19 protein-coding genes are annotated in these 20,335 nt (G+C 68.0%); 12 read left to right on the forward strand and 7 right to left on the reverse strand.

Annotation, left to right across the window (positions count from 1 at the left end):
* Positions 1 to 107 precede the first annotated feature (107 nt).
* The 11 genes from mqo (at position 108) to ARC23_RS05240 (ending at position 12,743) form a co-directional block, all read left to right on the forward strand.
* On the forward strand, positions 108 to 1,796 hold the full coding sequence (gene mqo / locus ARC23_RS05190; RefSeq protein WP_057496237.1) for a malate dehydrogenase (quinone): 1,689 nt from the start codon (positions 108 to 110) through the stop codon (positions 1,794 to 1,796).
* A gap of 355 nt (positions 1,797 to 2,151) precedes the next feature.
* Positions 2,152 to 4,344, forward strand: coding sequence for a TonB-dependent siderophore receptor (locus ARC23_RS05195; RefSeq protein WP_057496238.1), 2,193 nt, complete (start codon positions 2,152 to 2,154; stop codon positions 4,342 to 4,344).
* A 156-nt stretch (positions 4,345 to 4,500) separates the two neighbouring features.
* Positions 4,501 to 6,144 (forward strand): malonate decarboxylase subunit alpha, encoded by a 1,644-nt coding sequence (mdcA, locus tag ARC23_RS05200; protein WP_057496239.1) that lies wholly within the window; start codon positions 4,501 to 4,503, stop codon positions 6,142 to 6,144.
* Positions 6,145 to 6,154: 10 nt separating this feature from the next.
* The gene (mdcC, locus tag ARC23_RS05205) at positions 6,155 to 6,475 is read left to right on the forward strand and encodes a malonate decarboxylase acyl carrier protein (protein WP_057496240.1); all 321 of its coding nucleotides are present in this window, start codon (positions 6,155 to 6,157) and stop codon (positions 6,473 to 6,475) included.
* Positions 6,472 to 7,380 (forward strand): biotin-independent malonate decarboxylase subunit beta, encoded by a 909-nt coding sequence (locus ARC23_RS05210; protein WP_057496241.1) that lies wholly within the window; start codon positions 6,472 to 6,474, stop codon positions 7,378 to 7,380. The genes mdcC and ARC23_RS05210 overlap by 4 nt, the downstream gene beginning before the upstream one ends.
* Positions 7,377 to 8,087, forward strand: a complete 711-nt coding sequence (gene mdcE / locus ARC23_RS05215; RefSeq protein WP_057496242.1) for a biotin-independent malonate decarboxylase subunit gamma — start codon at positions 7,377 to 7,379, stop codon at positions 8,085 to 8,087. The genes ARC23_RS05210 and mdcE overlap by 4 nt, the downstream gene beginning before the upstream one ends.
* On the forward strand, positions 8,080 to 8,721 hold the full coding sequence (gene mdcG / locus ARC23_RS05220) for a malonate decarboxylase holo-[acyl-carrier-protein] synthase (RefSeq protein ID WP_057496319.1): 642 nt from the start codon (positions 8,080 to 8,082) through the stop codon (positions 8,719 to 8,721). The genes mdcE and mdcG overlap by 8 nt, the downstream gene beginning before the upstream one ends.
* The gene (gene mdcB / locus ARC23_RS05225; RefSeq protein WP_057496243.1) at positions 8,718 to 9,578 is read left to right on the forward strand and encodes a triphosphoribosyl-dephospho-CoA synthase MdcB; all 861 of its coding nucleotides are present in this window, start codon (positions 8,718 to 8,720) and stop codon (positions 9,576 to 9,578) included. Before mdcG ends, mdcB begins: the two co-directional genes overlap by 4 nt.
* On the forward strand, positions 9,575 to 10,495 hold the full coding sequence (mdcH, locus tag ARC23_RS05230) for a malonate decarboxylase subunit epsilon (RefSeq protein ID WP_057496244.1): 921 nt from the start codon (positions 9,575 to 9,577) through the stop codon (positions 10,493 to 10,495). Before mdcB ends, mdcH begins: the two co-directional genes overlap by 4 nt.
* 104 nt (positions 10,496 to 10,599) lie before the next feature.
* Positions 10,600 to 11,967: an SLC13 family permease gene (locus ARC23_RS05235; RefSeq protein ID WP_057496245.1), complete on the forward strand. Its 1,368-nt coding sequence runs from the start codon at positions 10,600 to 10,602 to the stop codon at positions 11,965 to 11,967.
* 56 nt (positions 11,968 to 12,023) lie between these two features.
* Positions 12,024 to 12,743, forward strand: a complete 720-nt coding sequence (locus ARC23_RS05240; RefSeq protein WP_057496246.1) for a GntR family transcriptional regulator — start codon at positions 12,024 to 12,026, stop codon at positions 12,741 to 12,743.
* 148 nt (positions 12,744 to 12,891) lie between these two features.
* Here the strand turns inward: ARC23_RS05240 and ARC23_RS05245 are convergent, their stop codons facing one another.
* On the reverse strand, positions 12,892 to 13,218 hold the full coding sequence (locus ARC23_RS05245) for a hypothetical protein (RefSeq protein WP_057496247.1): 327 nt from the start codon (positions 13,216 to 13,218) through the stop codon (positions 12,892 to 12,894).
* Between the two features lie 151 nt (positions 13,219 to 13,369).
* Here ARC23_RS05245 and ARC23_RS05250 point away from each other — a divergent pair, with 151 nt between their 5' ends.
* On the forward strand, positions 13,370 to 14,317 hold the full coding sequence (locus ARC23_RS05250) for a nucleoside hydrolase (RefSeq protein ID WP_057496320.1): 948 nt from the start codon (positions 13,370 to 13,372) through the stop codon (positions 14,315 to 14,317).
* Between the two features lie 4 nt (positions 14,318 to 14,321).
* Here the strand turns inward: ARC23_RS05250 and ARC23_RS05255 are convergent, their stop codons facing one another.
* The 6 genes from ARC23_RS05255 to ARC23_RS05280 form a co-directional block, all read right to left on the reverse strand.
* Complete coding sequence (locus ARC23_RS05255; RefSeq protein WP_057496248.1) at positions 14,322 to 15,581, reverse strand: MFS transporter; 1,260 nt, start codon at positions 15,579 to 15,581, stop codon at positions 14,322 to 14,324.
* 78 nt (positions 15,582 to 15,659) lie between these two features.
* Complete coding sequence (locus tag ARC23_RS05260; protein ID WP_057496249.1) at positions 15,660 to 16,673, reverse strand: hypothetical protein; 1,014 nt, start codon at positions 16,671 to 16,673, stop codon at positions 15,660 to 15,662.
* A 125-nt stretch (positions 16,674 to 16,798) separates the two neighbouring features.
* Positions 16,799 to 18,112 (reverse strand): ATP-binding protein, encoded by a 1,314-nt coding sequence (locus ARC23_RS05265; protein WP_057496250.1) that lies wholly within the window; start codon positions 18,110 to 18,112, stop codon positions 16,799 to 16,801.
* Positions 18,109 to 18,849, reverse strand: coding sequence for a response regulator (locus tag ARC23_RS05270; RefSeq protein ID WP_032960784.1), 741 nt, complete (start codon positions 18,847 to 18,849; stop codon positions 18,109 to 18,111). The genes ARC23_RS05265 and ARC23_RS05270 overlap by 4 nt, the downstream gene beginning before the upstream one ends.
* Before the next feature lie 57 nt (positions 18,850 to 18,906).
* Positions 18,907 to 19,452, reverse strand: a complete 546-nt coding sequence (locus ARC23_RS05275) for a redoxin family protein (RefSeq protein ID WP_057496251.1) — start codon at positions 19,450 to 19,452, stop codon at positions 18,907 to 18,909.
* A gap of 3 nt (positions 19,453 to 19,455) precedes the next feature.
* Positions 19,456 to 20,250: an alpha/beta fold hydrolase gene (locus tag ARC23_RS05280; protein WP_057496252.1), complete on the reverse strand. Its 795-nt coding sequence runs from the start codon at positions 20,248 to 20,250 to the stop codon at positions 19,456 to 19,458.
* Positions 20,251 to 20,335 lie beyond the last annotated feature (85 nt).

Raw genomic sequence — 20,335 nt, forward strand, 5'->3', positions numbered from 1 at the left:
CCGGGTAGAATCCTCTGCAAGGATGCTGCAAGGCGTTGTTTCTTCACGCCCTTTCCCTGCCGCACGCGCATCCTGACCCCTTCCCCTCCGCCAACGATCCCGCCCCCATGAAGAAATTTGGCAAGGCCCTGCTCGCCCTGCTCGTGCTGCTGTTGCTGGCCGCCGCGCTGTTCCTGTATTGGCCCCTGACCCAGCGCTCGGTGCCCGCCGCCAGCAACGACAAGCCCGTCGACGTTGTACTGGTCGGCGCCGGCATCATGAGCATCACCCTGGCCACCTACCTGCAGGAACTGCAGCCGGACTGGAACATCCAGGTCTACGAACGCCTCGACGGCGTCGCCGGTGAAAGCTCCGATGGCTGGAACAACGCCGGCACCGGCCACTCGGCATTCGCCGAACTGAACTACACCCCGGAACTGCCCGACGGCAGCATCGAAACCAAGCGCGCGGTCGGCATCGCCGAATCGTTCGAGGTCTCGCGCCAGTTCTGGTCGCACCAGGTCAAGGAAGGCCGGCTGAGCCAGCCCAGCGACTTCATCAACCCGACCCCGCACATGAGCTTCGTCTGGGGTGATGACAACATCGCCTACCTGCACAAGCGCCAGCAGGCCCTGGTGAAGAACCCGCTGTTCTACGGCATGCAGTACTCCGAAGATCCGGCGCAGATCAAGCAGTGGGCACCGCTGCTGATGGAAGGCCGTGACCCGAAGCAGAAGGTCGCCGCGACCTGGATGCCGCTGGGCACCGACGTCAACTTCGGTGTGATCACCCGCCAGCTGACCGCCGGCCTGCAGCGCAGCCCCAACTTCAGCCTCCACCTGAACCACGAAGTGAGCGCGCTGCGGCAGAACGCCGACAAGAGCTGGAACGTGACGGTGAAGGATCTCAAGGCCGGCACCGAATCCACCACCCATGCCCGCTTCGTGTTCATCGGTGCCGGTGGCGCCGCACTGAAGCTGCTGCAGATGTCGGGCATTCCGGAATCGAAGGACTACGCCGGCTTCCCGGTCGGTGGCCAGTTCCTGGCCTTCCAGGGCCAGGACGTGACCTCGCGCCATGGGGTGAAGGCCTACGGCATGGCCGAAACCGGTTCGCCGCCGATGTCGGTGCCGCACCTGGATGCGCGCAAGCTGGACGGCAAGCCGGTGGTCCTGTTCGGGCCGTTCGCGCTGTACAGCACCAAGTTCCTCAAGCACGGCTCGTGGTGGGACCTGTACTCGTCGGTGAACCACAACAACGTCGGCCCGATGCTGGAAGTGGGCAAGGACAACCTCGATCTGGTGCAGTACCTGATGGGCCAGGCGCGCCTGAACGACGCCGATCGCCAGGCTGAACTGGTCAAGTACTTCCCCAACGCCAAGCCCGGTGACTGGAAGCTGGTGACCGCCGGCCAGCGCGTGCAGATCATCAAGCGTGACCCGCTGAAGGGCCCGGTACTGCAGTTCGGCACCGAGATCGTGACCGACAAGGACCACACCCTCGCCGCCCTGCTCGGTGCCTCGCCGGGGGCCTCGACCTCGCCGCCGATCATGCTGGACCTGATGGCCAAGGCCTTCCCGGACCAGATGAAGGCCGGTTGGGAAGCGCGCCTGCGCGAGATCGTGCCGTCGTACGGGCGCAAGCTCAACGACAGCCCGGCGCTGGTGAACGAGATCCGTACGCTGACCAGCCAGACCCTGCACCTGCCGTACCTGGAAGTGCCAGTGGACGCCAATGCGGCAGCGCCGGCAGCGGTTGCGGCTCCGGTGCCGGCCAAGGAAAAGCGTAACGCCAATGAGGAACTGCAGGCGCTGTAAGCCCGCAGGTTCCTTTCGATGCAGACGGACGGCCACCTTCGGGTGGCCGTTCGCGTTTGTGCGAGGTGGGTCGGATCCCTCCCGCACGGGAGGGCTCTGACCTGCGCCTGGGCGCCGATGATGGGGTCAGAGCCCATTGCCTACGGCAACGGGATCCGCCCCCGGCCCGCCACTGCTCTGCGCCGGAAACCCCCTGCGCAACGACGCGAATTGTAATGTTGTTAAGAATTATTTACATTTGCGTCCTGCGCAGTGTCCGCCTCCCTCCCGGATGGAACTGACGTGCCCGAAGCCGCCGCCCCGGGTGCGGGACGACTGTTGCCGCCCTTCTCCGCCTCCACGCTTCGAGCCCACCATGCCCCTCCCATTCCGTAACCACCTGCCCCGCCGTGCGCTGCTGCCGGTGGCCCTGCTGTCGTCGCTGTCCCTGCTGGCCGCGCCCAGCGCGTTCGCTGCAGCCGAAGGGGCCGGCGACGCCAAGACCCTGGACCGCGTCAGCGTCCGCGCCGAGCAGTCGGCACCGCCGGCCAGTACCACGCGCCTGCCGATCACCCTGCAGGAAACACCGCAGTCGGCCACTGCGATCAGCCTCAAGCGCCTGCAGGACGAATCGCTGTTCAGCATCAACGATGTGATGCGCACCGTGACCGGCGTCAGCGTGTCCTTCTATGACACCCAGCGTCCGCTGTACTACGCCCGTGGTTTCGCCATCACCGATTTCCAGGTCGATGGCATCCCGACTTACAGCGGCTCGACCAACCAGGAATACGACACCGCCTTCTATGACCGCATCGAAGTGATCCGCGGTGCCAACGGCCTGCTCAGTGGCGCCGGCGTACCTTCGGCCACGGTGAATCTGCTGCGCAAGCGGCCAGGCAAGGAGTTCGATGCCTCGTTCGCGGTCAGCGCCGGCAGCTGGGACTACCGCCGCATGGAGGCCGATGTGACCGCGCCGCTGACCGATGATGGGCGCTTCCGCAGCCGCGTGGTCGCCGCCTACACCGATCGCGGGCTGTACTACGACCGCTACAAAGAGAACAAGATGGCCGGCATGGCGGTGCTGGAAGGTGATGTCACCGACAGCACCACGATCACCCTCGGCTACCAGAGCCAGGACAACAACCCGGTCGGCTCCACGTGGGGTACCGTGGCGTTCTTCGACAGCCAGGGCAACTTTGCCCACCTGGCGCGCTCGACCAACCTGTCGCCGAAGTGGAGCTACTGGAAGCGCGAGAGCAACACGGCCTTCGCCAATCTGGAGCAACGCCTGGGCGAAGACTGGTTGCTGAAGATCAACACCGCCTACACCCGCGGCAACGTGCAGAACGTGCGCGTGTACGGCACCGGCAATCCGGACCCGGTGAGCGGCTCGGGCATCTTCCTGCGCGCCGCCGCCGGCGATTCCAGGGACACCCGCCGCAACGTCGATGGCTACCTGACTGGAACCTTCCCGCTGTTCGGCCGCGACCACGACCTGACCGTCGGTGCCCAATGGTCGGACCTGGAAGGCACCACCAATACCGTCGCGCTGAATTTCCCGCGTGACTGGGCTACCTGCGGGCGCGAGCGCTGCTACTACATCCCGAATGTCTTTGATTGGGACGGCGACATTTCCGAGGTGACCTACACCCGCACCGGTGCACGGCGCGTGGCAAAGACCACCCAGAGCGGCATCTACCTGGCCACCCGCCTGCACCTGGCCGATCCGCTCTCGCTGATCGCCGGCGCGCGCCTGAGCCGCTGGCAGACCCTGAGCCGTTCCTACAACGCGGCCGGTGCGTATACCGGCACCAGCGGCGCCTACAAGGTCAGCGACGAAATCACCCCGTATGTGGGCCTGGTCTACGACATCACCCCGAATGTATCGGCCTACGCCAGCTACACCGAGATCTTCAATCCGCAGAACTACAAGGACCGCAACGAGAACCTGCTGGCGCCGGTGCAGGGTTCGAACCTGGAAGCGGGGATCAAGACCCAGTGGTTCGACGGCCGCCTGACCGCGAATGCGGCGGTGTTCGAGGCCAAGCAGGACAACTACGCCGTGCGCGACATGAGCGTGCCGGAGGGCAGCCTCAGTGATGGCAGCTCGGCCTACATCGGCATCAACGGCACCAAGGCGCGGGGCTGGGAAATGGACGTCAACGGCGAAATCCTGCCGGGCTGGACGATCAATGCCGGCTACACCCACGTCAAGGTAACCCGCGCGGCCACTGACCTGCTGTACGCCAACCCGCCCGAGGACCTGCTGCAGCTCAACACCCAGCTGCAGCTGCGCGGCGCCCTGGAACGCCTGAGCATCGGCGGCGGCGTGCAGTGGCAGAGCAAGGTACAGGGGTACAACATCGCCTACCCACTGGGCGGCACCGTAACGGTGAAGCAGCCCGCGTACTCGCTGGTCCAGTTCAACGCCAACTACCGCATCAGCGACAACTGGACCGCGACGCTGAGCGTGCGCAACGCGCTGGACAAGACCTACTGGGCCAACCTGGACTACAACAACTTCGGCGAGCCGCGCTTCGTCTCGGCCAGCCTGCGCTGGAAGTTCTGAGCCATCGCGAACCGGTGGGTGCCGACCGATGGTCGGCACACCCCCCACCCTGAATGGGCCCGCCTCCGCGCGGGCCCTTCTTTTTGCTGCGCTGCGGGTTGCATCCCGCCTCATAATTATGCCGTAATTATCTCAACGCCAATCGGAAGCCGGTCGATGAACCCGAGCTGGGATACGTTGGAACGCAGCCGCCGGGCGCGCCTGGACCGCGCCGCGCCGTGGGCGCGCGGCCACCAGGTCGCGGCCGAAGACGTGCGCGAACTGCTGCATGCGCTGCTGGAACCGGGCGACAAAGTCTGCCTGGAAGGCAACAACCAGAAGCAGGCGGACTTCCTCGCCCAGACCCTTGCCGGCCTCGATCCCGCCCGCGTGCATGACCTGCACATGGTGCAATCGGTGCTGTCACTGCCCTCGCACCTGGATGTGTTCGAGCGCGGCATTGCCTCCAAACTGGACTTCTCGTTCTCCGGCCCGCAATCGGTGCGGCTGGCCAACCTGGTGGCCGAAGGCCGCATCCAGATCGGCGCCATCCACACCTACCTGGAGCTGTTCGGCCGCTACTTCATCGACCTGACCCCGCGCGTGGCGCTGGTGGCCGCACAGGCCGCAGACCGCCACGGCAACCTGTACACCGGGCCGAATACCGAAGACACGCCGGTGATCGTGGAGGCCACTGCGTTCCGCGGCGGCATTGTCATTGCCCAGGTCAACGAAATCGTCGATACCCTTCCCCGCGTCGATATCCCCGCCGACTGGGTCAACTTCGTGGTGCAGGCGCCGCGCCCGAACCACATCGAACCGCTGTTCACCCGCGACCCGGCGCAGATCTCCGAGATCCAGGTGCTGATGGCGATGATGGCGATCAAGGGCATCTACGCCGAATACGGCGTCAACCGCCTCAACCACGGCATCGGCTTCGACACCGCCGCCATCGAACTGCTGCTGCCGACCTACGCTGAATCGCTGGGGCTGAAGGGAAAGATCTGCCAGCACTGGGCGCTCAATCCGCACCCAGCGCTGATACCGGCCATCGAATCAGGCTTTGTCAGATCGGTGCATTCCTTCGGCTCGGAACTGGGCATGGAACAGTACATCGCCGCCCGTAGTGATGTGTTCTTCACCGGCGCCGACGGCTCGATGCGCTCCAACCGCGCGTTCTCGCAGACCGCCGGCCTGTATGCCTGTGACATGTTCATCGGTTCCACCCTGCAGATCGACCTGCAGGGCAACAGTTCCACCGCCACGCGCGACCGCATCGCCGGCTTTGGCGGTGCACCGAACATGGGCTCGGATGCACGCGGCCGCCGCCACGCCAGCGACGCCTGGATCAAGGCTGGCCGGCAGGCCGCACGCCCCGGTGAAATGCCGCGCGGGCGCAAGCTGGTGGTGCAGATGGTGGAAACCTTCCGTGAGCACATGGCACCGGCCTTCGTCGAGCGCCTGGATGCCTGGGAACTGGCCGAGCGTGCCGCCATGCCGCTGCCGCCGGTGATGATCTATGGCGACGATGTCAGCCATGTGCTCACCGAAGAAGGCATCGCCAACCTGCTGTTGTGCCGCACGCCGGAAGAACGCGAACAGGCGATCCGGGGCGTGGCCGGCTATACCGCCGTCGGCATGGGCCGTGACCGCGCAATGGTGGAAAACCTGCGCGACCGCGGCGTGATCCAGCGCCCGGACGACCTGGGTATCCACGTGCGTGATGCCAGCCGTGACCTGCTGGCCGCGCGCTCGGTGAAGGATCTGGTGCGCTGGTCCGGCGGGCTGTACGACCCACCCAAGCGCTTCCGCAACTGGTAAGGGACCGAGCATGGAAACCCTCGATTATCGATTCGAAGGCCGCACCCCGGTGCAGTTCGCGCGCGATGCGGTGCTGGTCGGCGTGCTGGCCTCGGGCAATCTGGAAATCCTGCTGGAGCCGGCGGCGCTGGACGGCGCGATGACGGTGCGCATCGTCACCGCCGCACGCGGCTTCGGCACCATCTGGCAGGCGGTGATCGCCGACTTCGCCCGGCGCCACCCGCTGCGCGATGTGCGCGTGTCGATCAACGACGCAGGCGCCACACCCGCGGTGGTCAGCCTGCGCCTGGACCAGGCGGTGGAAACCCTGCTGGCCGGGGGCACGCCATGAGTCACCTGCAGCGCCACAGCTATTACGAAGCCGACGCACGCGAGCGCATTGCCGGCCTGGTCGACGCCGGTTCGTTCCGCGAATTCCTTGGCCCGGCGCAGCGGATGATGAGCCCGCACCTGGTCCAACTCGAGCAGCCGGCCGCGTTTGACGACGGCATCGTGGTCGGCCAGGCCCTGCTGCGCGGCAAGCGGGTGCTGCTGGCCGCGCAGCAGGGCCACTTCATGGGCGGCGGCGTAGGCGAAGTCCACGGCGCCAAACTGACCGGACTGCTGCGCCACGCGGCGCGGACGCGCCCGGATGGCGTGCTGTTGCTGCTTGATACCGGCGGCGTACGCCTGCACGAGGCCAACGCCGGGTTGATCGCCATTTCCGAGATCATGCGTGCCACGCTGGATGCGCGCGCAGCCGGGGTGCCGGTGATCGCGCTGATCGGCAGTGGCAACGGCGCGTTCGGCGGCATGGGGATCGTCGCCCGCTGCTGCACGACAGTGGTCATGTCCGAAGAAGGCCGGCTGTCGCTGTCCGGACCAGAAGTGATCGAGACGGTACGCGGCGTGGAGGAGTTCGACTCGCGCGACCGCGCGCTGGTATGGCGGGTGACGGGCGGCAAGCACCGCTATCTGATCGACCAGGCCCAGGTGCTGGTACCCGACGCACTGCAGGCCTTCGCACAGGCCGCCTTCGATGCGCTGCTGGCCGACACCACCAGCGCCGACACCGGCACCGCCTTGAGCGCCCTGCAGGCGCGACACGCCGCACTGAAGGCGCGCGTGCAGGCCTGGGGCGACTGCAACGATGGCCTGCAGGTGTGGGCGCTGCAGGGCATCACCGAACCCGAGCGCCTGCCACTGCTGGACACCGAGGCCTTCCTCGCCGCCACCACCGACCGGAGCCTGCCATGAACGCCGCGTTGCAGCCCCTGCTCGATGCCCTGTTCCCGCGCGGGCATGCCATCGCGGTGAGCGACTCGGTGCTGTCCGGCACGGCGACCACCGACGACGGCCCGGTGACGGTGATCGGTACCACCGACCGCGTCGAGGTCGGCGTCGATCACGCCTTGGCGCTGGCCGAATCCGTGCTGGCCAGCACCGCAGCGCATCCGCAGCGGCCGATCGTGATGCTGGCCGACACCGCTGGCCAGCGCCTGGCACGCCGCGATGAACTGCTGGGCATCAACGGCTACTTCGCCCACCTCGCGCAGAGCCTGGATCTGGCGCGTCGCCGTGGCGCGCGACTGGTCACTCTGGTCTACGGCGAATCGGTCAGTGGCGGTTTCCTGTCCTTTGGCCTGATGGCCGACGACATTCACGCCCTGCCCGACGCGCAGGTGCGGGTGATGGACCTGCGCGCAATGGCGCGGGTGACCAAGCAGCCGCTGGAGAAACTGCAGGCGCTCAGCCAGAGCTCACCGGTGTTCGCACCGGGCGTGGCCAACTACGTAGCCATGGGCGCAGTGGAATCGCTCTGGGACGGCGACCTTGCCCTGCATCTGCTGCAGGCCCTGCGCATGCCCACCGCAGGCGACGTGCGCGCGGCGCTGGGTGCACAGCGTGGCGGTCGTGCGCTGGCGGCGGAGGTGGCCGATGCCGTGGCCCGCGGCGATGCCTGAGCGGCCCGCCCGCCACACGCTGGTCTGGATGTCGGCCCACGCCGACTGGCGCGCCGACGTGGCCGCGCAGGAACCACGCCTCGCGGCCTGGTTCGCGCAGGGCCTGCCCGCGATGGTGGCGCGTGGTGCCGTGGATGATCCCGACCCGCGCCTGCGTCTGGGCGTGCCGCTGCCGCCGGACGAGGGCAAACTGCGCCTCGCTCTGCGTGTGCCGCTGCAGGATGTGCAGCGCCTGCAACCGCCGCCGACACTGGACGCGCTACTCACCGCCGGTGTCCCGAGCGATTGGCAGCATGCACTGCACACGCTGGCGCGTATCGCACCGGCACGCGTGTTCGGTGCCTTCGCCTGGCAGCATCTGAGCAGGTTGCGCTATGTGCATCCGCGCTCGGACATCGATCTGCTGTGGCAGGTGCAGACCCGCGCCCAGGCCGACGCGCTTGCCGCAGGCCTGAACGCCTGGGAGCACGCGCACGCCCGTCGCGTCGATGGTGAACTGTGCCTGCCGGATGGTGGCGCGGTGAACTGGCGCGAATACGCCGGCGGCAGCCGCCAGGTGCTGGTGAAGCGCCTGGACGGCGCGGCGCTGGAAGCCCGCGAGCGCGTGTTCGTGGCAACCGGAGTGGCGGCGTGAGCGCCGTCGTCGTCCAGCCCCGTCCGCCCGGCGCACCTGCGCACGACAGCGCGCGACTGGGCCGCCTGGCCATCGCCAGCCTGCATGCCGAACTGGCACTGGCCCCCAAGCCGGGGCTGGTGACGCCGTTCGATACGGGCAGCCATGACGACATGGATGCCGGCACGTTCCTGCGCAGCCTGCTCGCCCTGCGCCACTCCTTCACCACGATTGCGCAGGCCGGTGCCGCCGACGCACCGTTCGCGCAGCTGCGCGCGCACGGCCTCGCTGCCGAAACCGCGATGCTGCGCGCCACCGGGGGCATCAACACCCATCGTGGTGCAATCTTCAGCCTCGGCCTGCTGGTGGCCGCCGCTGCACGCTGCCGACGCCAGCACGGCCAAAGCGTTCCTGCCGCACAAGTGTGCCTGGGCGTGCAGCACTGGGCCGGCGATTTCGCCCATGCCCCGCTGGATACGCAGAGCCCGGGGCAGCGCGCACGATTGCAGCATGGCGTGCCGGGCGTGCGCGAACAGGCGGCGGCCGGTTACCCGGTGCTGCGCGAACTGGGCGTGCCCACCCTGCGCCATGCCCTGAACGAAGGCCTGCCGCGCGATGCGGCACTGTGCCAGACCCTGATGCAGCTGGTCGCGCACATCGACGACCTCAACCTGCTGCACCGTGGCGGCACCGATGGCCTGCACTGGGCCCAGCAGCAGGCGCGCGGTTTCCTGCGCGGCGGTGGTGCTTTCGCATCGGGCTGGCAAGCACGACTTCGCGGCATCGGTGAGCGCTTCGTCGCGCGCCGCCTCAGCCCGGGCGGCAGTGCCGACCTGCTTGCCTGCAGCTGGTTCCTGCTGCAGCAGGAGGCCGCATGAGCCTTGCCCTGCTCTGTCCCGGGCAAGGCGCGCAGCACGCGGCGATGTTCGAGCGCGTGCGCGATCTGCCTGCCGCGCACGATGTACTGCGGGCGGCGAGCACGGTGCTCGGCCGCGATGTGGCCGCAGCGGCGGCTGACCCTGCACGCTTTGACAACGCACTGGCACAACCATTGCTGTGTGCGGCCACCCTCGCGCACTGGCAGGGACTGCGCGAGGCGCTGCCTGTGCCGGTGCTGGTCGCCGGATACAGCATTGGCGAACTGGCCGCGCATGCCATCGCCGGCACGTTCAATGCGGATACCTGCCTGGCTCTGGCCGCCCGGCGCGCGCAGCTGATGGACGCCGCCCGTCCCGCCGATACCGGACTACAGGCGGTGCTTGGGTTGGATCGCATCACGCTGCACGCACTCTGCGACGCGCACGGCACCTTCGTGGCGATTGCCAATGGCCATGATCATTTCATCGTTGGCGGTGCGCTGGCCTCCCTGCAGGCCCTGGCCGACGCGGCGCGCGCACAGGGCGCGGAGGTCCGGGTGCTGCCGGTGCATGTCCCCGCGCACACGCCGCTGCTGGCAGCGGCGGTCGCACCGTTTGCCGCCGCACTCGATGCTGCCCCGCTGCAGGCCCCGCGCCTGCCGCTGCTGGCCGGTATCGATGCACGACCCGTGCGTGATCGCGCGGCAGCGGTGCACACCCTGTCGGCACAGCTGGCGCAGTCCATCGAATGGGCGCAGGTGATGCGCCAGGCCTTCGAGCGTGGCGCACGGGTGTTCCTGCAGTTGGGCCCGGGCAGCGCGCTGGCGCGCATGGTCGCGCCGTCCTATCCGTGCTGCGAGGTGCGCGCAGTGGAAGAGTTCCAGAGCCTTGAAGGTGCCGCGGCATGGGCACGCCGCGCGCTGGAGCGGCTGCGGTAACGGGTTCGAGCAGTGCGTATCACGCAACACGCCGTACGTCGCCTTACCCCGGGATGGCGGGTCTCCATCCGTGCTGTACGTGAGCCACGTGTCTGGGAGGGCGCATGAGTCCACAAATCGCAACGATCATCGGTCTGGTGATCATGTTCATCATCGCCACCGCTCTGCCGATCAACATGGGCGCCGTCGCTTTCGCGCTGGCCTTCATCATCGGCGGGTTGTGGGTCGACATGGGCGGCAAGGAGGTCCTGGCCGGCTTTCCCGGCGACCTGTTCCTGACCCTGGTCGGCATCACCTACCTGTTCGCCATCGCCCAGAAGAACGGCACCATCGACCTGCTGGTGCACTGGGCAGTAAAAGCCGTGCGCGGCCATATCGTGGCCATCCCCTGGGTGATGTTCGTGATCACCGCAGTCCTGACTGCGTTCGGCGCGCTGGGCCCGGCAGCGGTCGCCATCATCGGTCCGGTCGCGCTGCGCTTTGCCAAGCAGTACAACATCAACCCGCTGATGATGGGCCTGCTGGTCATCCATGGCGCGCAGGCCGGTGGCTTCTCGCCGATCAGCGTGTACGGCAGCATCACCAATGGCGTAGTGCAGAAGGCCGGACTGGAAGTGACCGAGATGGCGGTGTTCCTGACCAGCCTGGGCTTCAACTTCATGATGGCGACGATCTGCTTCTTCGCCTTTGGTGGCATCGCCCTGCTGCGTCGCGGCTCGATCACCGCAGCAGGAGCAATCGGCAATGCGGAGCTGGCGATGGCCGGGGGCCCACAGGCCTCGTCGCGGCAATTTGCGATCGAAGGCCATGGCGCGCTGGTCGCCGCCGGTGGCGGCACGCTCAGCAACGATCCCGAGGCGCTGGAGGCAGTCGGCTTCACCCGCGAACGCCTGCTCACCCTGATCGGCCTGCTCGGCCTGTGCGTGGCCGCGCTGATCTACAATCTCAATGTCGGCCTGGTCTCGATCACCGTGGCGGTGGCGCTGGCACTGCTGTCGCCGCAGAGCCAGAAGGGCGCGGTCGATGGCATCAGCTGGTCCACCGTGCTGCTGATCTGCGGCGTGGTGACCTACATCGGCGTGCTGGAGCATGCCGGCGCGGTGGACTTCATCGGCCATGGCGTGTCCAACATCGGCATCCCGCTGCTGGGTGCACTGCTGGTCTGCTACGTGGGTGGCATCGTCTCCGCGTTCGCCTCGTCGGCGGCGGTGCTGGGGGCCACGATTCCGCTGGCGGTACCGTTCCTGATGCAGGGCCACCTGGGCGCGGCCGGCGTGATCTGCGCGCTGGCGGTGTCGTCCACCATCGTCGATGTCAGCCCGTTCTCGACCAATGGCGCGCTGGTGGTGGCCTCGGCTGCCAAGGAAGAACGCGAGACCCTGTTCCGCCGCTTCCTGGTCTACAGCGGGCTGGTGGTGGCGCTGGGGCCGCTGCTGGCGTGGCTGGTGTTCGTGGTGCCGGGCTGGATGTAACCGTCCTGCGGTCGTGCCGGCCAGCGGCCGGCACGACCTGGCGCTACACTTTGCGCATGGCCATCGCTCCTGCCCCGCGTTCAACGAAGAAGCGTGCCCCTCTGTATGAAGAGGTGGCCGAACACGTGCGCGAGCGCATCTACGACTACCGCCTGCCACCGGGTGAGTGGATCGACGAGCCGGCCCTGTGCGAGGCACTGGGCATCAGCCGCACGCCGCTGCGCGAGGCGCTGAAGCTGCTGGCCGCCGAAGGCCTGGTACAGATCGATGCCGGTCGTGGCGCGCGGGTTACCCGGCTCACCCTGGAAGACCTCAACCAGCTGTTCCCGGTGATGGCGATGCTGGAAGGCCGCTGCGCGCATGAAGCGGTCAGGCATATCGACGCTGCCGGCATGCAGCAGCTGGAAGACCTGCATGCAGCGATGGAGACGGCCGCTGCCGAGGGCAACATCGCCGAGTACTACCGCAACAACTACCTCATCCACGAAACCGTGCAGCACTATGCCGGCAATCCGTGGCTGATCCGCATCACCCACGACCTGCACCGCATCCTGAAGATGCACCGCGGTAGGCAGCTGCTGACCCCGGGCCGCACCGCGCAGTCGCTGGCCGAGCACCGCGAGTTGATGGAGTGCTTCCGCAGGCGGGATGCCGCTGCGGCCGAACGCACCATGGAACGCCACCTGCTCAGCCAGGGCCAGGCGCTGGCCGCCTATGTGGCCGCCGGCGGCCTGCTGAACGTGCCGGCGCCGCTGCCGACCGAAGGCGGCGGTTGAGCGGATGCGGTTGCCGGCCAGCGGCCGGCACTACCGGCCGCAGCCAACCGCTGTTCTGTAGAGTCGAGCCATGCTCGACTGCCTTTCTATCAGGCACCGCGGCGTTGGAGCGAAGTGCAGTCGAGCATGGCTCGACTCTACAGAGACCTCAATCGCTGCAGCTGCCACCACCACCGTCACTGCTGCCACCGTCGCTTCCACAGTCGGAGCTGCTGTAGCTGTGATGGCTGTGGTTGTCACTGGCGTAGCCACCGGAGATGTCGTGGCTTCCGCCGCCATCCCCCCGGCTGCCCGAGCCGTCGGCCGTAGCCACCGCCATGCACAGGATCGCGCCCACCAGCGGCAGCAGCCAGACCAGCAGCAGCTGCAGCCCCCGGCCACCCGCCGACAGGCCATCACGCTGGACGATCACCACCGTGGCCACCACGTTCAGGCCCAGCACCAGCAGGGCCAGCAGGAGGGTCACGATCAGCATGCGGCGGACTCCGGGGCTGGACGAGCGCATTATGGCCTGCCGGCCCGGCAATGGCCGTGCCTGTCATGAAGATGGGACAATGTGGGGCGCGCCGGCCTGCCTGCGGGCCGCCGGCGCCCCCCGCACCACACGGAAGAAGAAGAACAACAACATGCTGAAAGTCATTTTCGATACCGACCCGGGCGTCGACGACGCCCTGGCCCTGCTGTACCTGCACAAGCACGCCCAGATCGACCTGATCGGCGTCACCACCACCTTCGGCAACGCCTCGGTGGAGTCGACCACGCACAATGCGCTGTACCTGAAGCAGGCCTGGGGCTTTGCCGCCCCGGTCGCGCGCGGTGCCGATGGCCCGCTGCAGCCGGAAGCCACCCCGGAAGCCTGGCCGGTGCACATCCATGGCCACAACGGCCTGGGCAACCACCCGGTGCCGGCCGAACTGGACGTGGCCGCCGACGCGCGCCCGGCCCACCAGCTGATCATCGACCTGGTCCGCGCCCACCCGGGCGAAGTGACCCTGGTGGCGGTCGGCCGCATGACCAACCTGGCGCTGGCGCTGCAGCAGGCCCCGGACATCGCCGGCCTGGTGCGCGGCGTGGTGCTCATGGGTGGCGCCTTCCACGTCAACGGCAACATCACCCCGGCCGCCGAGGCCAACATCTGGGGCGACGCCGAAGCGGCCGACGTGGTGTTCACCACGGACTGGCCGGTGACCGCGATCGGCCTGGACGTGACCACCCGCGTGGAAATGAACCGCGATGGCCTGGACACGCTGGCCGCCCTCGGCGGCGCCGATGCCGGGCTGGTACGCGCACTGTCGCAGGACTACGTGGACTTCTACCTGCAGGCAGGCCACAAGGGCATGGTCGTGCACGACTGCTGCGCCTGCATCGCGCTGACCCGCCCGGAACTGTTCACGTTCGAGCGCGCCAGCGTGCGCGTGGCCACCGACGGCGTTGCCCGTGGTATGACCATTCCCAAGCCGGAAGGCATGGGCTTCGGCCCCAGCGTGTGGGATGGCCACGTACTGCAGTCCATCGCCATCGGCGTGGATGCGGCCGCGGTACTGGCCGACATCGAGCAGACCCTCAAGGTCTGACCGGTCAGCGCTTGTCCCTGCCCGGGGCCGTCTCGGGCAGGGTCCACAGCACGGGCAGCACCAGAACCGCCACCAGCGCGATCATCGCACCCGGCGCCGCCGCCCAGCCGCTGCGTTCCACCCACCATTGCGCCAGCCACGGTGTCGCGCCACCGAACACCGCCGTGGCCATGGTCACGCCCAGCGCCAGCCCGCTGACCCGGCCTTCGCCCGGGAACTGTTCGGCGGTGGCCGGGGCCGCCACCGCACTCACGCCACCGGCCACGCAGGCCAGCAGCACTGCGGCCAGCACGATGCCCAGCGCCGTCGCCTGTGCCATCCACGCAAACAGCGAAAGTGGCAGCAGCGCCGCCAGCAACGTCAGGCCCAGCAGCATCGGCCGACGTCCGACGCGGTCCGACAAGGCGCCGCACAGCGGGGTGATCGCGATCACCGCCACGGCCGCGATCGTCGACAGCCACAACGCAGCGCCCTCGTCATGCCCCTGCGCATGCAGGAACGCGGGCACATAGGTGATGCCCACGTAGTAAGTGATCGATCCCAAGGCCGAGATCGCGAAGGTGCGCGCCACCGCCCCCGGGTGGTTGCGCAGCACATGCCGCAGCGGCGTGGCCGGAATGCTGCCGTCGCGGCGCTGGCGCTCGAACTCCGGTGACTCGTGCATGCCCGAGCGCGCAACCAGGATCACCAGCGCCAGTGCGGCACCGACGAAGAACGGCATGCGCCAGCCCCAGCTGTCCAGCTGCGCGGTGGGCAGCAGCGCCACGGTAAGCGCGGAGATCGCTACCGCCAGCAGCGCGCCGACTTCGCTGGCCGCCGAGGCCAGCGAGGTCACCAGGCCGCGTCGCCGCGCCGGTGCGCTTTCCAGCAGATAGGCCACCACGCCGGTGTATTCACCGCCCACCGAGAACGCCATCACGCAGCGCAGGACCAGCAGCAGTACGCCGGCCGTAGTACCTGCGGTGGCCGCAGTCGGCAGCAGCGCGGTCGCCAGCATCGCCGCCGCCATCAATGCCATGGAAGCCAGCAGCATCCAGCGCCGTCCGAGCCGGTCACCCAGGTGCCCGAAGCACAGCGCGCCCAAGGGACGCATCAGGTAGGACACGGCGAATCCGGCGAGGGTGACCAGCAGCGCCTGCTCGCCCCCGCCGAAGAACACCCGCGACAACACCGTGGCAAAGTACAGGTACAGGGTGAAGTCGTACCACTCCACCACCGTGGACAGGCCGGCCACCCACATCGAGCGCTGCCGCGTGGCAGTCATTGCGTGTTCGCCTTCAACAGCCTCGATCCCGGTTGCGCAGGTTCGGGGCAGGATGTCATGGCCGGGGTGAAATACCGGTCATCGGCCATCCGCTGCCTGCATGTACTGGGTTTCATGGCCGGTGAAGCGCTCACCGTCAAAGCCGAAGCAGAAGCGGCCTTCCTCAAACACGCGGTAGACCAGCAGCGCACCATTGAGGCAGAACTGCTGCTGGTCCACGCCCGTCTCCAGTGTCCCGTAGCCGGTGGCGTCTCCGCCCTTCCCCGCCGGCCCGGTGAAGGCATCGAACGGCAGTGGCGTCGCCCTGCCGGTGCGGGTATCGACCAGCACCAACGTGCGCTGGAAGTATTCGGGACGATCATCGACCTGCACCAGCAGGTAGTGCTGGTTGAAATTCGGCGCCTGGTGCTGGAGCGCATTTTCGATGGCGGCCCGGTGCCGCGCATCGCAGAAGTCGACCGGGCTGTAGCGGTAGCTGCAACCGTCGTGATCGTAGGGCAGGTTCATGCCCGAATAGCGGACGCCTGCCTGGCTGCCGACGTCGTCTCCCGGTTCCGGCGTGCTGCACAGCAGCCACGAGCGCTGCGCATCCTCGGGATCGGCCATCAGCTTCGGCTCACGGCCCGCCTCGTACGCCGCGCCACCCGGGAATACCTGCCCGAAGCGCTGGCGGACGATGGGACGTGCCTTCTCCAGCGGCAGGCCGATCCTGGCCCCACGGGACGAAACGAACGTCATCGTCGGCAGGATCACGTCCTCCACCGGCAGCCCCTTCCATTGCCCCTGCACGCAGAACGTGGCGATCTCGTTCTCCTCGTCCTCCCTGCAGGGCTTCGGCGCGTTCGCGGCCAACCAGGGATGGGCCGGACGCCCGGTCTGCTGATCGATGTACCAGCCGTCCAGCGCGCAGGTCGGCAGGCCGTCGAGCAGCGGAGAGAGGTCTGCTGCGGTGGCCGGGGTGGCACGCGGTGTGCCCGCTGCGGGTACCCCGGTCGGCGCATCCGGTGCGCGCTGGCACGCCACCAGCGCGAGCAGACCGACCAGCAGCGCGACGTAGCGCGGGCGCCGGATTGAATGCTGCGTTCCCTGCATTGCGTGTTTCCTGGTTTCGACGCTCCCTGCAGATGATCGCCGATCCCGAGGCCGTGCAGGAATGTCACAGATCCCACATCGGGGTCAGAGCCCTTCGCTCCCGCAAAGGGATCCGACCCCGCCCGTTACCCCGGCAGCTGCAGCTCAGCCCTCAGCCCGCCACCCTCGCGGTTGTGCAACCGCAGCGAACCGCCCAGCGACTGCGCAAGCTGCACCGCGATGGCCAGGCCCAGGCCGGTGCCGCCGGTGCCGCGATTGCGCGAGCTTTCCAGCCGGTGGAACGGCGCCAGCACTGCCTGCAGCTGGTCCTCGGGAATGCCGGGGCCACGGTCGGAAATTCCGATCCACACCCTTCCGGCCTCATCGCGGCCGGCCTCGATCTCGGCGGCACCGGCGTAGCGCAACGCGTTGTCGACCAGATTGCCGACCACCCGGCGCAGCGGCTGCGGCCAGGTCTGCACCACCAGTCCAGCGGGCGCGCCGCCACTGACCGGCTTGCCCATGTCCTCGTAATCGCCGACCACACTGGCCAGGAACGCGCCCAGGTCCATCGACACCGGCGCGCCACCGGCGACGTGGCTGCTGCGCGCATAGGCCACGCCTTCGCGCACCAGTTGCCCAAGGTGGTCGAGGTCGGCCAGCAGCCGCTGCTGGGTGCTGTCTTCAGGCAGGGTCTCCACCCGCAGCTTCATGCGCGTGATAGGGGTCTGCAGGTCATGCGAGATCGCGGCCAGGATCTGCAGGCGCTCACTGACATGGCCACGAATGCGTGCCTGCAATGCGTTGAGCGCGGCCGCCGCGCCACCCACTTCCGCAGGGCCATCTTCAGGCAGTGCGGGCCCGTCCTTGCCCGGCTGCAGATGCTCCACCGCATGCGACAGCTGCTGCAGCGGGCGCATGGCCAGGCGCACCGCCAGCCACGCGCACACCAGCAGCAGCGCCAGCTGCACCAGCAGCACGGCGGGCAGCCAACGCGCCAGCGGCAGGCCCGACGGGGTGACTTCAATGGTCAAGGGTGTACCGTCGTGCAGGCGCAGTTCCACCTCGAACCGCTCCGGCAGGCGGGCCACCTGCCGCGCCTGCAGCGGATAGCGGTGCTGCAGGCTGTCGTCGATGATCGCCGTGACCTGGCGTGCACGATCGGTCTGCAGCCCGGGCCCGGCCGCGGCCGGGCGCAGCAGGTAACGGTAGGTGCGCCGCTCCAGCCGCGGTACCCAGGCGGCGCGCTGGCCTGCGGGCAGGTGCTCCAGCAGCGCAACACTCACCGCCACATCCTCGTCGAGGTTGCGCAGCATCATGCTGCGGGTGGACTGGTAGCGTTCGAAGAACAGCAGGCCGAACGACAGTGCATGGGCCAGGGCCAGTCCGCCCAGCAGCACCAGCAGCAGCCGCGCCGACAGCGTGCGCGGCCAGCGTGGACGGCGTGCGCCGGCGTTCATTCGTCCGGCCCCAGCAACTGCACCGGCACGCTGAACACATAGCCTTCGCTGCGCACGGTCTTGATATAGGTCGGCTCGCGCGCGTCGTCACCCAGGCGCTGCCGCACGCGGCTGACCAGCAGGTCGATCGAGCGATCGAACAGCTCGGCATCGCGGCCCTGGGTGAGGCTGAGCAGCTGGTCGCGGCTGAGCACCCGATTGGCGTGGTCGAGGAACACGCGCAACAGGCGGAATTCGGCGCCACTGAGTGGATACGCGGTGTCCTGCGCGTCCAGCAGATGGCGCGCGGTGGTGTCCAGGCGCCACTCGCCGAAGGCCAGCTGGCGACCGGCTTCGCTCACCTGCAGGTTCGGCGGCAGCATCCGGGTGCGGCGGATCACTGCATTGATGCGTGCCAGCAGTTCGCGCGAAGAGAAGGGCTTGGTCACGTAGTCGTCAGCGCCCATTTCCAGGCCGATGATGCGGTCGGTCTCGTCGTCGCGGGCAGTCAGCAGCACCACCGGCACCGCACGATGCTTGCCGGCGCGCAGGTTGCGGCACAGGCTCAGTCCATCCTCGCCCGGCATCATCACGTCCAGCACCACCAGATCCACGGCATGGGTATCCATCAGCGCGCGCATGGCCCGGCCACCGTCGGCCTGGCTCACGCGCAGGCCGTTGCGTTGCAGGTAGTCAGCCAGCATCTGGCGGATCTCGCTGTCATCGTCGACGACCAGGATATGCGGTACGTGGTTCATTGCGTTCTCGATGAAGGCGGAGGTCAAGGCCGCATGGCGCGGCCATGGTAGCGCGGCTCAGGGGCTGGCCAGCAGGCGCTGGATCTCGCTTTCGGTACGTGCGTAGTCGCCCTCGCCGTAATGGCGGTAGACCACCCGCCCCTGCCGGTCGAGCAGGTACAGTGCGGGCCAGAAGCGGTTGCCCCAGGCGTTCCAGATCCGGTACTGGTTGTCTTGCACCACCGGCCAGGTAATGTCCAACCGTGCGATGGCCTTGCGCACGTTGCCGGGCAACCCTTCATAGGCGAACTCCGGCGTATGCACGCCGATCACCCTCAGGCCCTGCGGCACGTAGCGTGCATGCCACTGGTGAACATACGGCGCCACGTTGAGGCAGTTGCTGCAGGTGTAGGTCCAGAACTCGACCAGCACCACCTGCCCCCGCAACTGCTTCAGCGTGAGCGGTGGGCTGTTGTGCCAGGGCCCGCCACCGTCGAACCCGGCGGCGGGAACGGCCTGTGCCGGCTGCGCGTCGGCCTCCGGGCTGGGCCAGGCCATCAGCGGCGCAGCCCCACCCAGCAGGCTCAGCAGCAACGGCAGCGCATACGCACGCAGGGCGGCCATCGTTCAGCCCCCCTGCTCGGCCAGCGGCAGTTCGGCTGGCTTCACTCCCGCCGCTTCCAGGATGCTGTCGGCCACCTGCGCCGGATGCGAAAGCAGCGAGACGTGGCTGCTACCGATCGATTGCAGCTGCGCGCCAATGCGCTTTGCGGTGGCGGCCTGCAGCTGCGGCGACAGCATGCGGTCATCGCGGCTGAGCACGTACCAGCTCGGCTTGCTGCGCCACGCCGCAACGTTCACCACTTCGCCCAGCGCGCTGGCCTTCAACGGGACCTGCGTGCTGTACAGCAGTGCGGCCGACTTTTTCATCACATCCGGCGCGAAGTCCTGGGCGACAGCGTCAGCTGGCAACGTCAGGTAGCCATCCCTCTCCTGCAGGCGGGCCAGGCCAGGACCGGCCGGGAAACCTTCGCCCTGTTGCGCCGAAGATTGCCCTGCATCCGGTGCGAAGGCCGCCACATACACCAGCGCCTGCACCTTCGGGTCATTGCCCGCTTCGGTGATGACCGTGCCACCCCAGCTGTGGCCGACCAGCACCACCTTGCCGGGCGCAGCGGCAATCGCGCGACGGGTGGCGGCGACGTCATCGGCCAATGAGGTGAGCGGATTCTGTACCGCCACTGCCGGCAGCTTCCAGTCATGCAGGGTGCTGATGACCTTGCTCCAGCTGGAGCCATCGGCGAAGGCGCCGTGCACCAGGATGACGGTGGGCGGTGCTGCGGTATCGGCCTGGGCAGCGAAGGCGGGGGCGGCTGCGCTGGCAAGGGCGAGAGCAGCAGCAAGCAACGAGGTACGGATCATGGGAAGCGCTCCGGTGTTGGGAGTGGCCATTTCCGCCTGCCGGTGTATCGGCGCTGTTTCTTCGCGGCGCGGAGTTGTAACGGAC

Source organism: Stenotrophomonas beteli (assembly GCF_001431665.1).
Classification (GTDB): Bacteria; Pseudomonadota; Gammaproteobacteria; order Xanthomonadales; family Xanthomonadaceae; genus Stenotrophomonas; species Stenotrophomonas beteli.

Coding starts and splice junctions, on each gene's coding strand:
- mqo (WP_057496237.1), top strand. CDS start 108: ATGAAGAAATTTGGCAAGGCCCTGCTCGCCCTGCTCGTGCTGCTGTTG.
- ARC23_RS05195 (WP_057496238.1), top strand. CDS start 2,152: ATGCCCCTCCCATTCCGTAACCACCTGCCCCGCCGTGCGCTGCTGCCG.
- mdcA (WP_057496239.1), top strand. CDS start 4,501: ATGAACCCGAGCTGGGATACGTTGGAACGCAGCCGCCGGGCGCGCCTG.
- mdcC (WP_057496240.1), top strand. CDS start 6,155: ATGGAAACCCTCGATTATCGATTCGAAGGCCGCACCCCGGTGCAGTTC.
- ARC23_RS05210 (WP_057496241.1), top strand. CDS start 6,472: ATGAGTCACCTGCAGCGCCACAGCTATTACGAAGCCGACGCACGCGAG.
- mdcE (WP_057496242.1), top strand. CDS start 7,377: ATGAACGCCGCGTTGCAGCCCCTGCTCGATGCCCTGTTCCCGCGCGGG.
- mdcG (WP_057496319.1), top strand. CDS start 8,080: ATGCCTGAGCGGCCCGCCCGCCACACGCTGGTCTGGATGTCGGCCCAC.
- mdcH (WP_057496244.1), top strand. CDS start 9,575: ATGAGCCTTGCCCTGCTCTGTCCCGGGCAAGGCGCGCAGCACGCGGCG.
- ARC23_RS05235 (WP_057496245.1), top strand. CDS start 10,600: ATGAGTCCACAAATCGCAACGATCATCGGTCTGGTGATCATGTTCATC.
- ARC23_RS05240 (WP_057496246.1), top strand. CDS start 12,024: ATGGCCATCGCTCCTGCCCCGCGTTCAACGAAGAAGCGTGCCCCTCTG.
- ARC23_RS05245 (WP_057496247.1), bottom strand. CDS start 13,218: ATGCTGATCGTGACCCTCCTGCTGGCCCTGCTGGTGCTGGGCCTGAAC.
- ARC23_RS05250 (WP_057496320.1), top strand. CDS start 13,370: ATGCTGAAAGTCATTTTCGATACCGACCCGGGCGTCGACGACGCCCTG.
- ARC23_RS05255 (WP_057496248.1), bottom strand. CDS start 15,581: ATGACTGCCACGCGGCAGCGCTCGATGTGGGTGGCCGGCCTGTCCACG.
- ARC23_RS05260 (WP_057496249.1), bottom strand. CDS start 16,673: ATGCAGGGAACGCAGCATTCAATCCGGCGCCCGCGCTACGTCGCGCTG.
- ARC23_RS05265 (WP_057496250.1), bottom strand. CDS start 18,112: ATGAACGCCGGCGCACGCCGTCCACGCTGGCCGCGCACGCTGTCGGCG.
- ARC23_RS05270 (WP_032960784.1), bottom strand. CDS start 18,849: ATGAACCACGTACCGCATATCCTGGTCGTCGACGATGACAGCGAGATC.
- ARC23_RS05275 (WP_057496251.1), bottom strand. CDS start 19,452: ATGGCCGCCCTGCGTGCGTATGCGCTGCCGTTGCTGCTGAGCCTGCTG.
- ARC23_RS05280 (WP_057496252.1), bottom strand. CDS start 20,250: ATGATCCGTACCTCGTTGCTTGCTGCTGCTCTCGCCCTTGCCAGCGCA.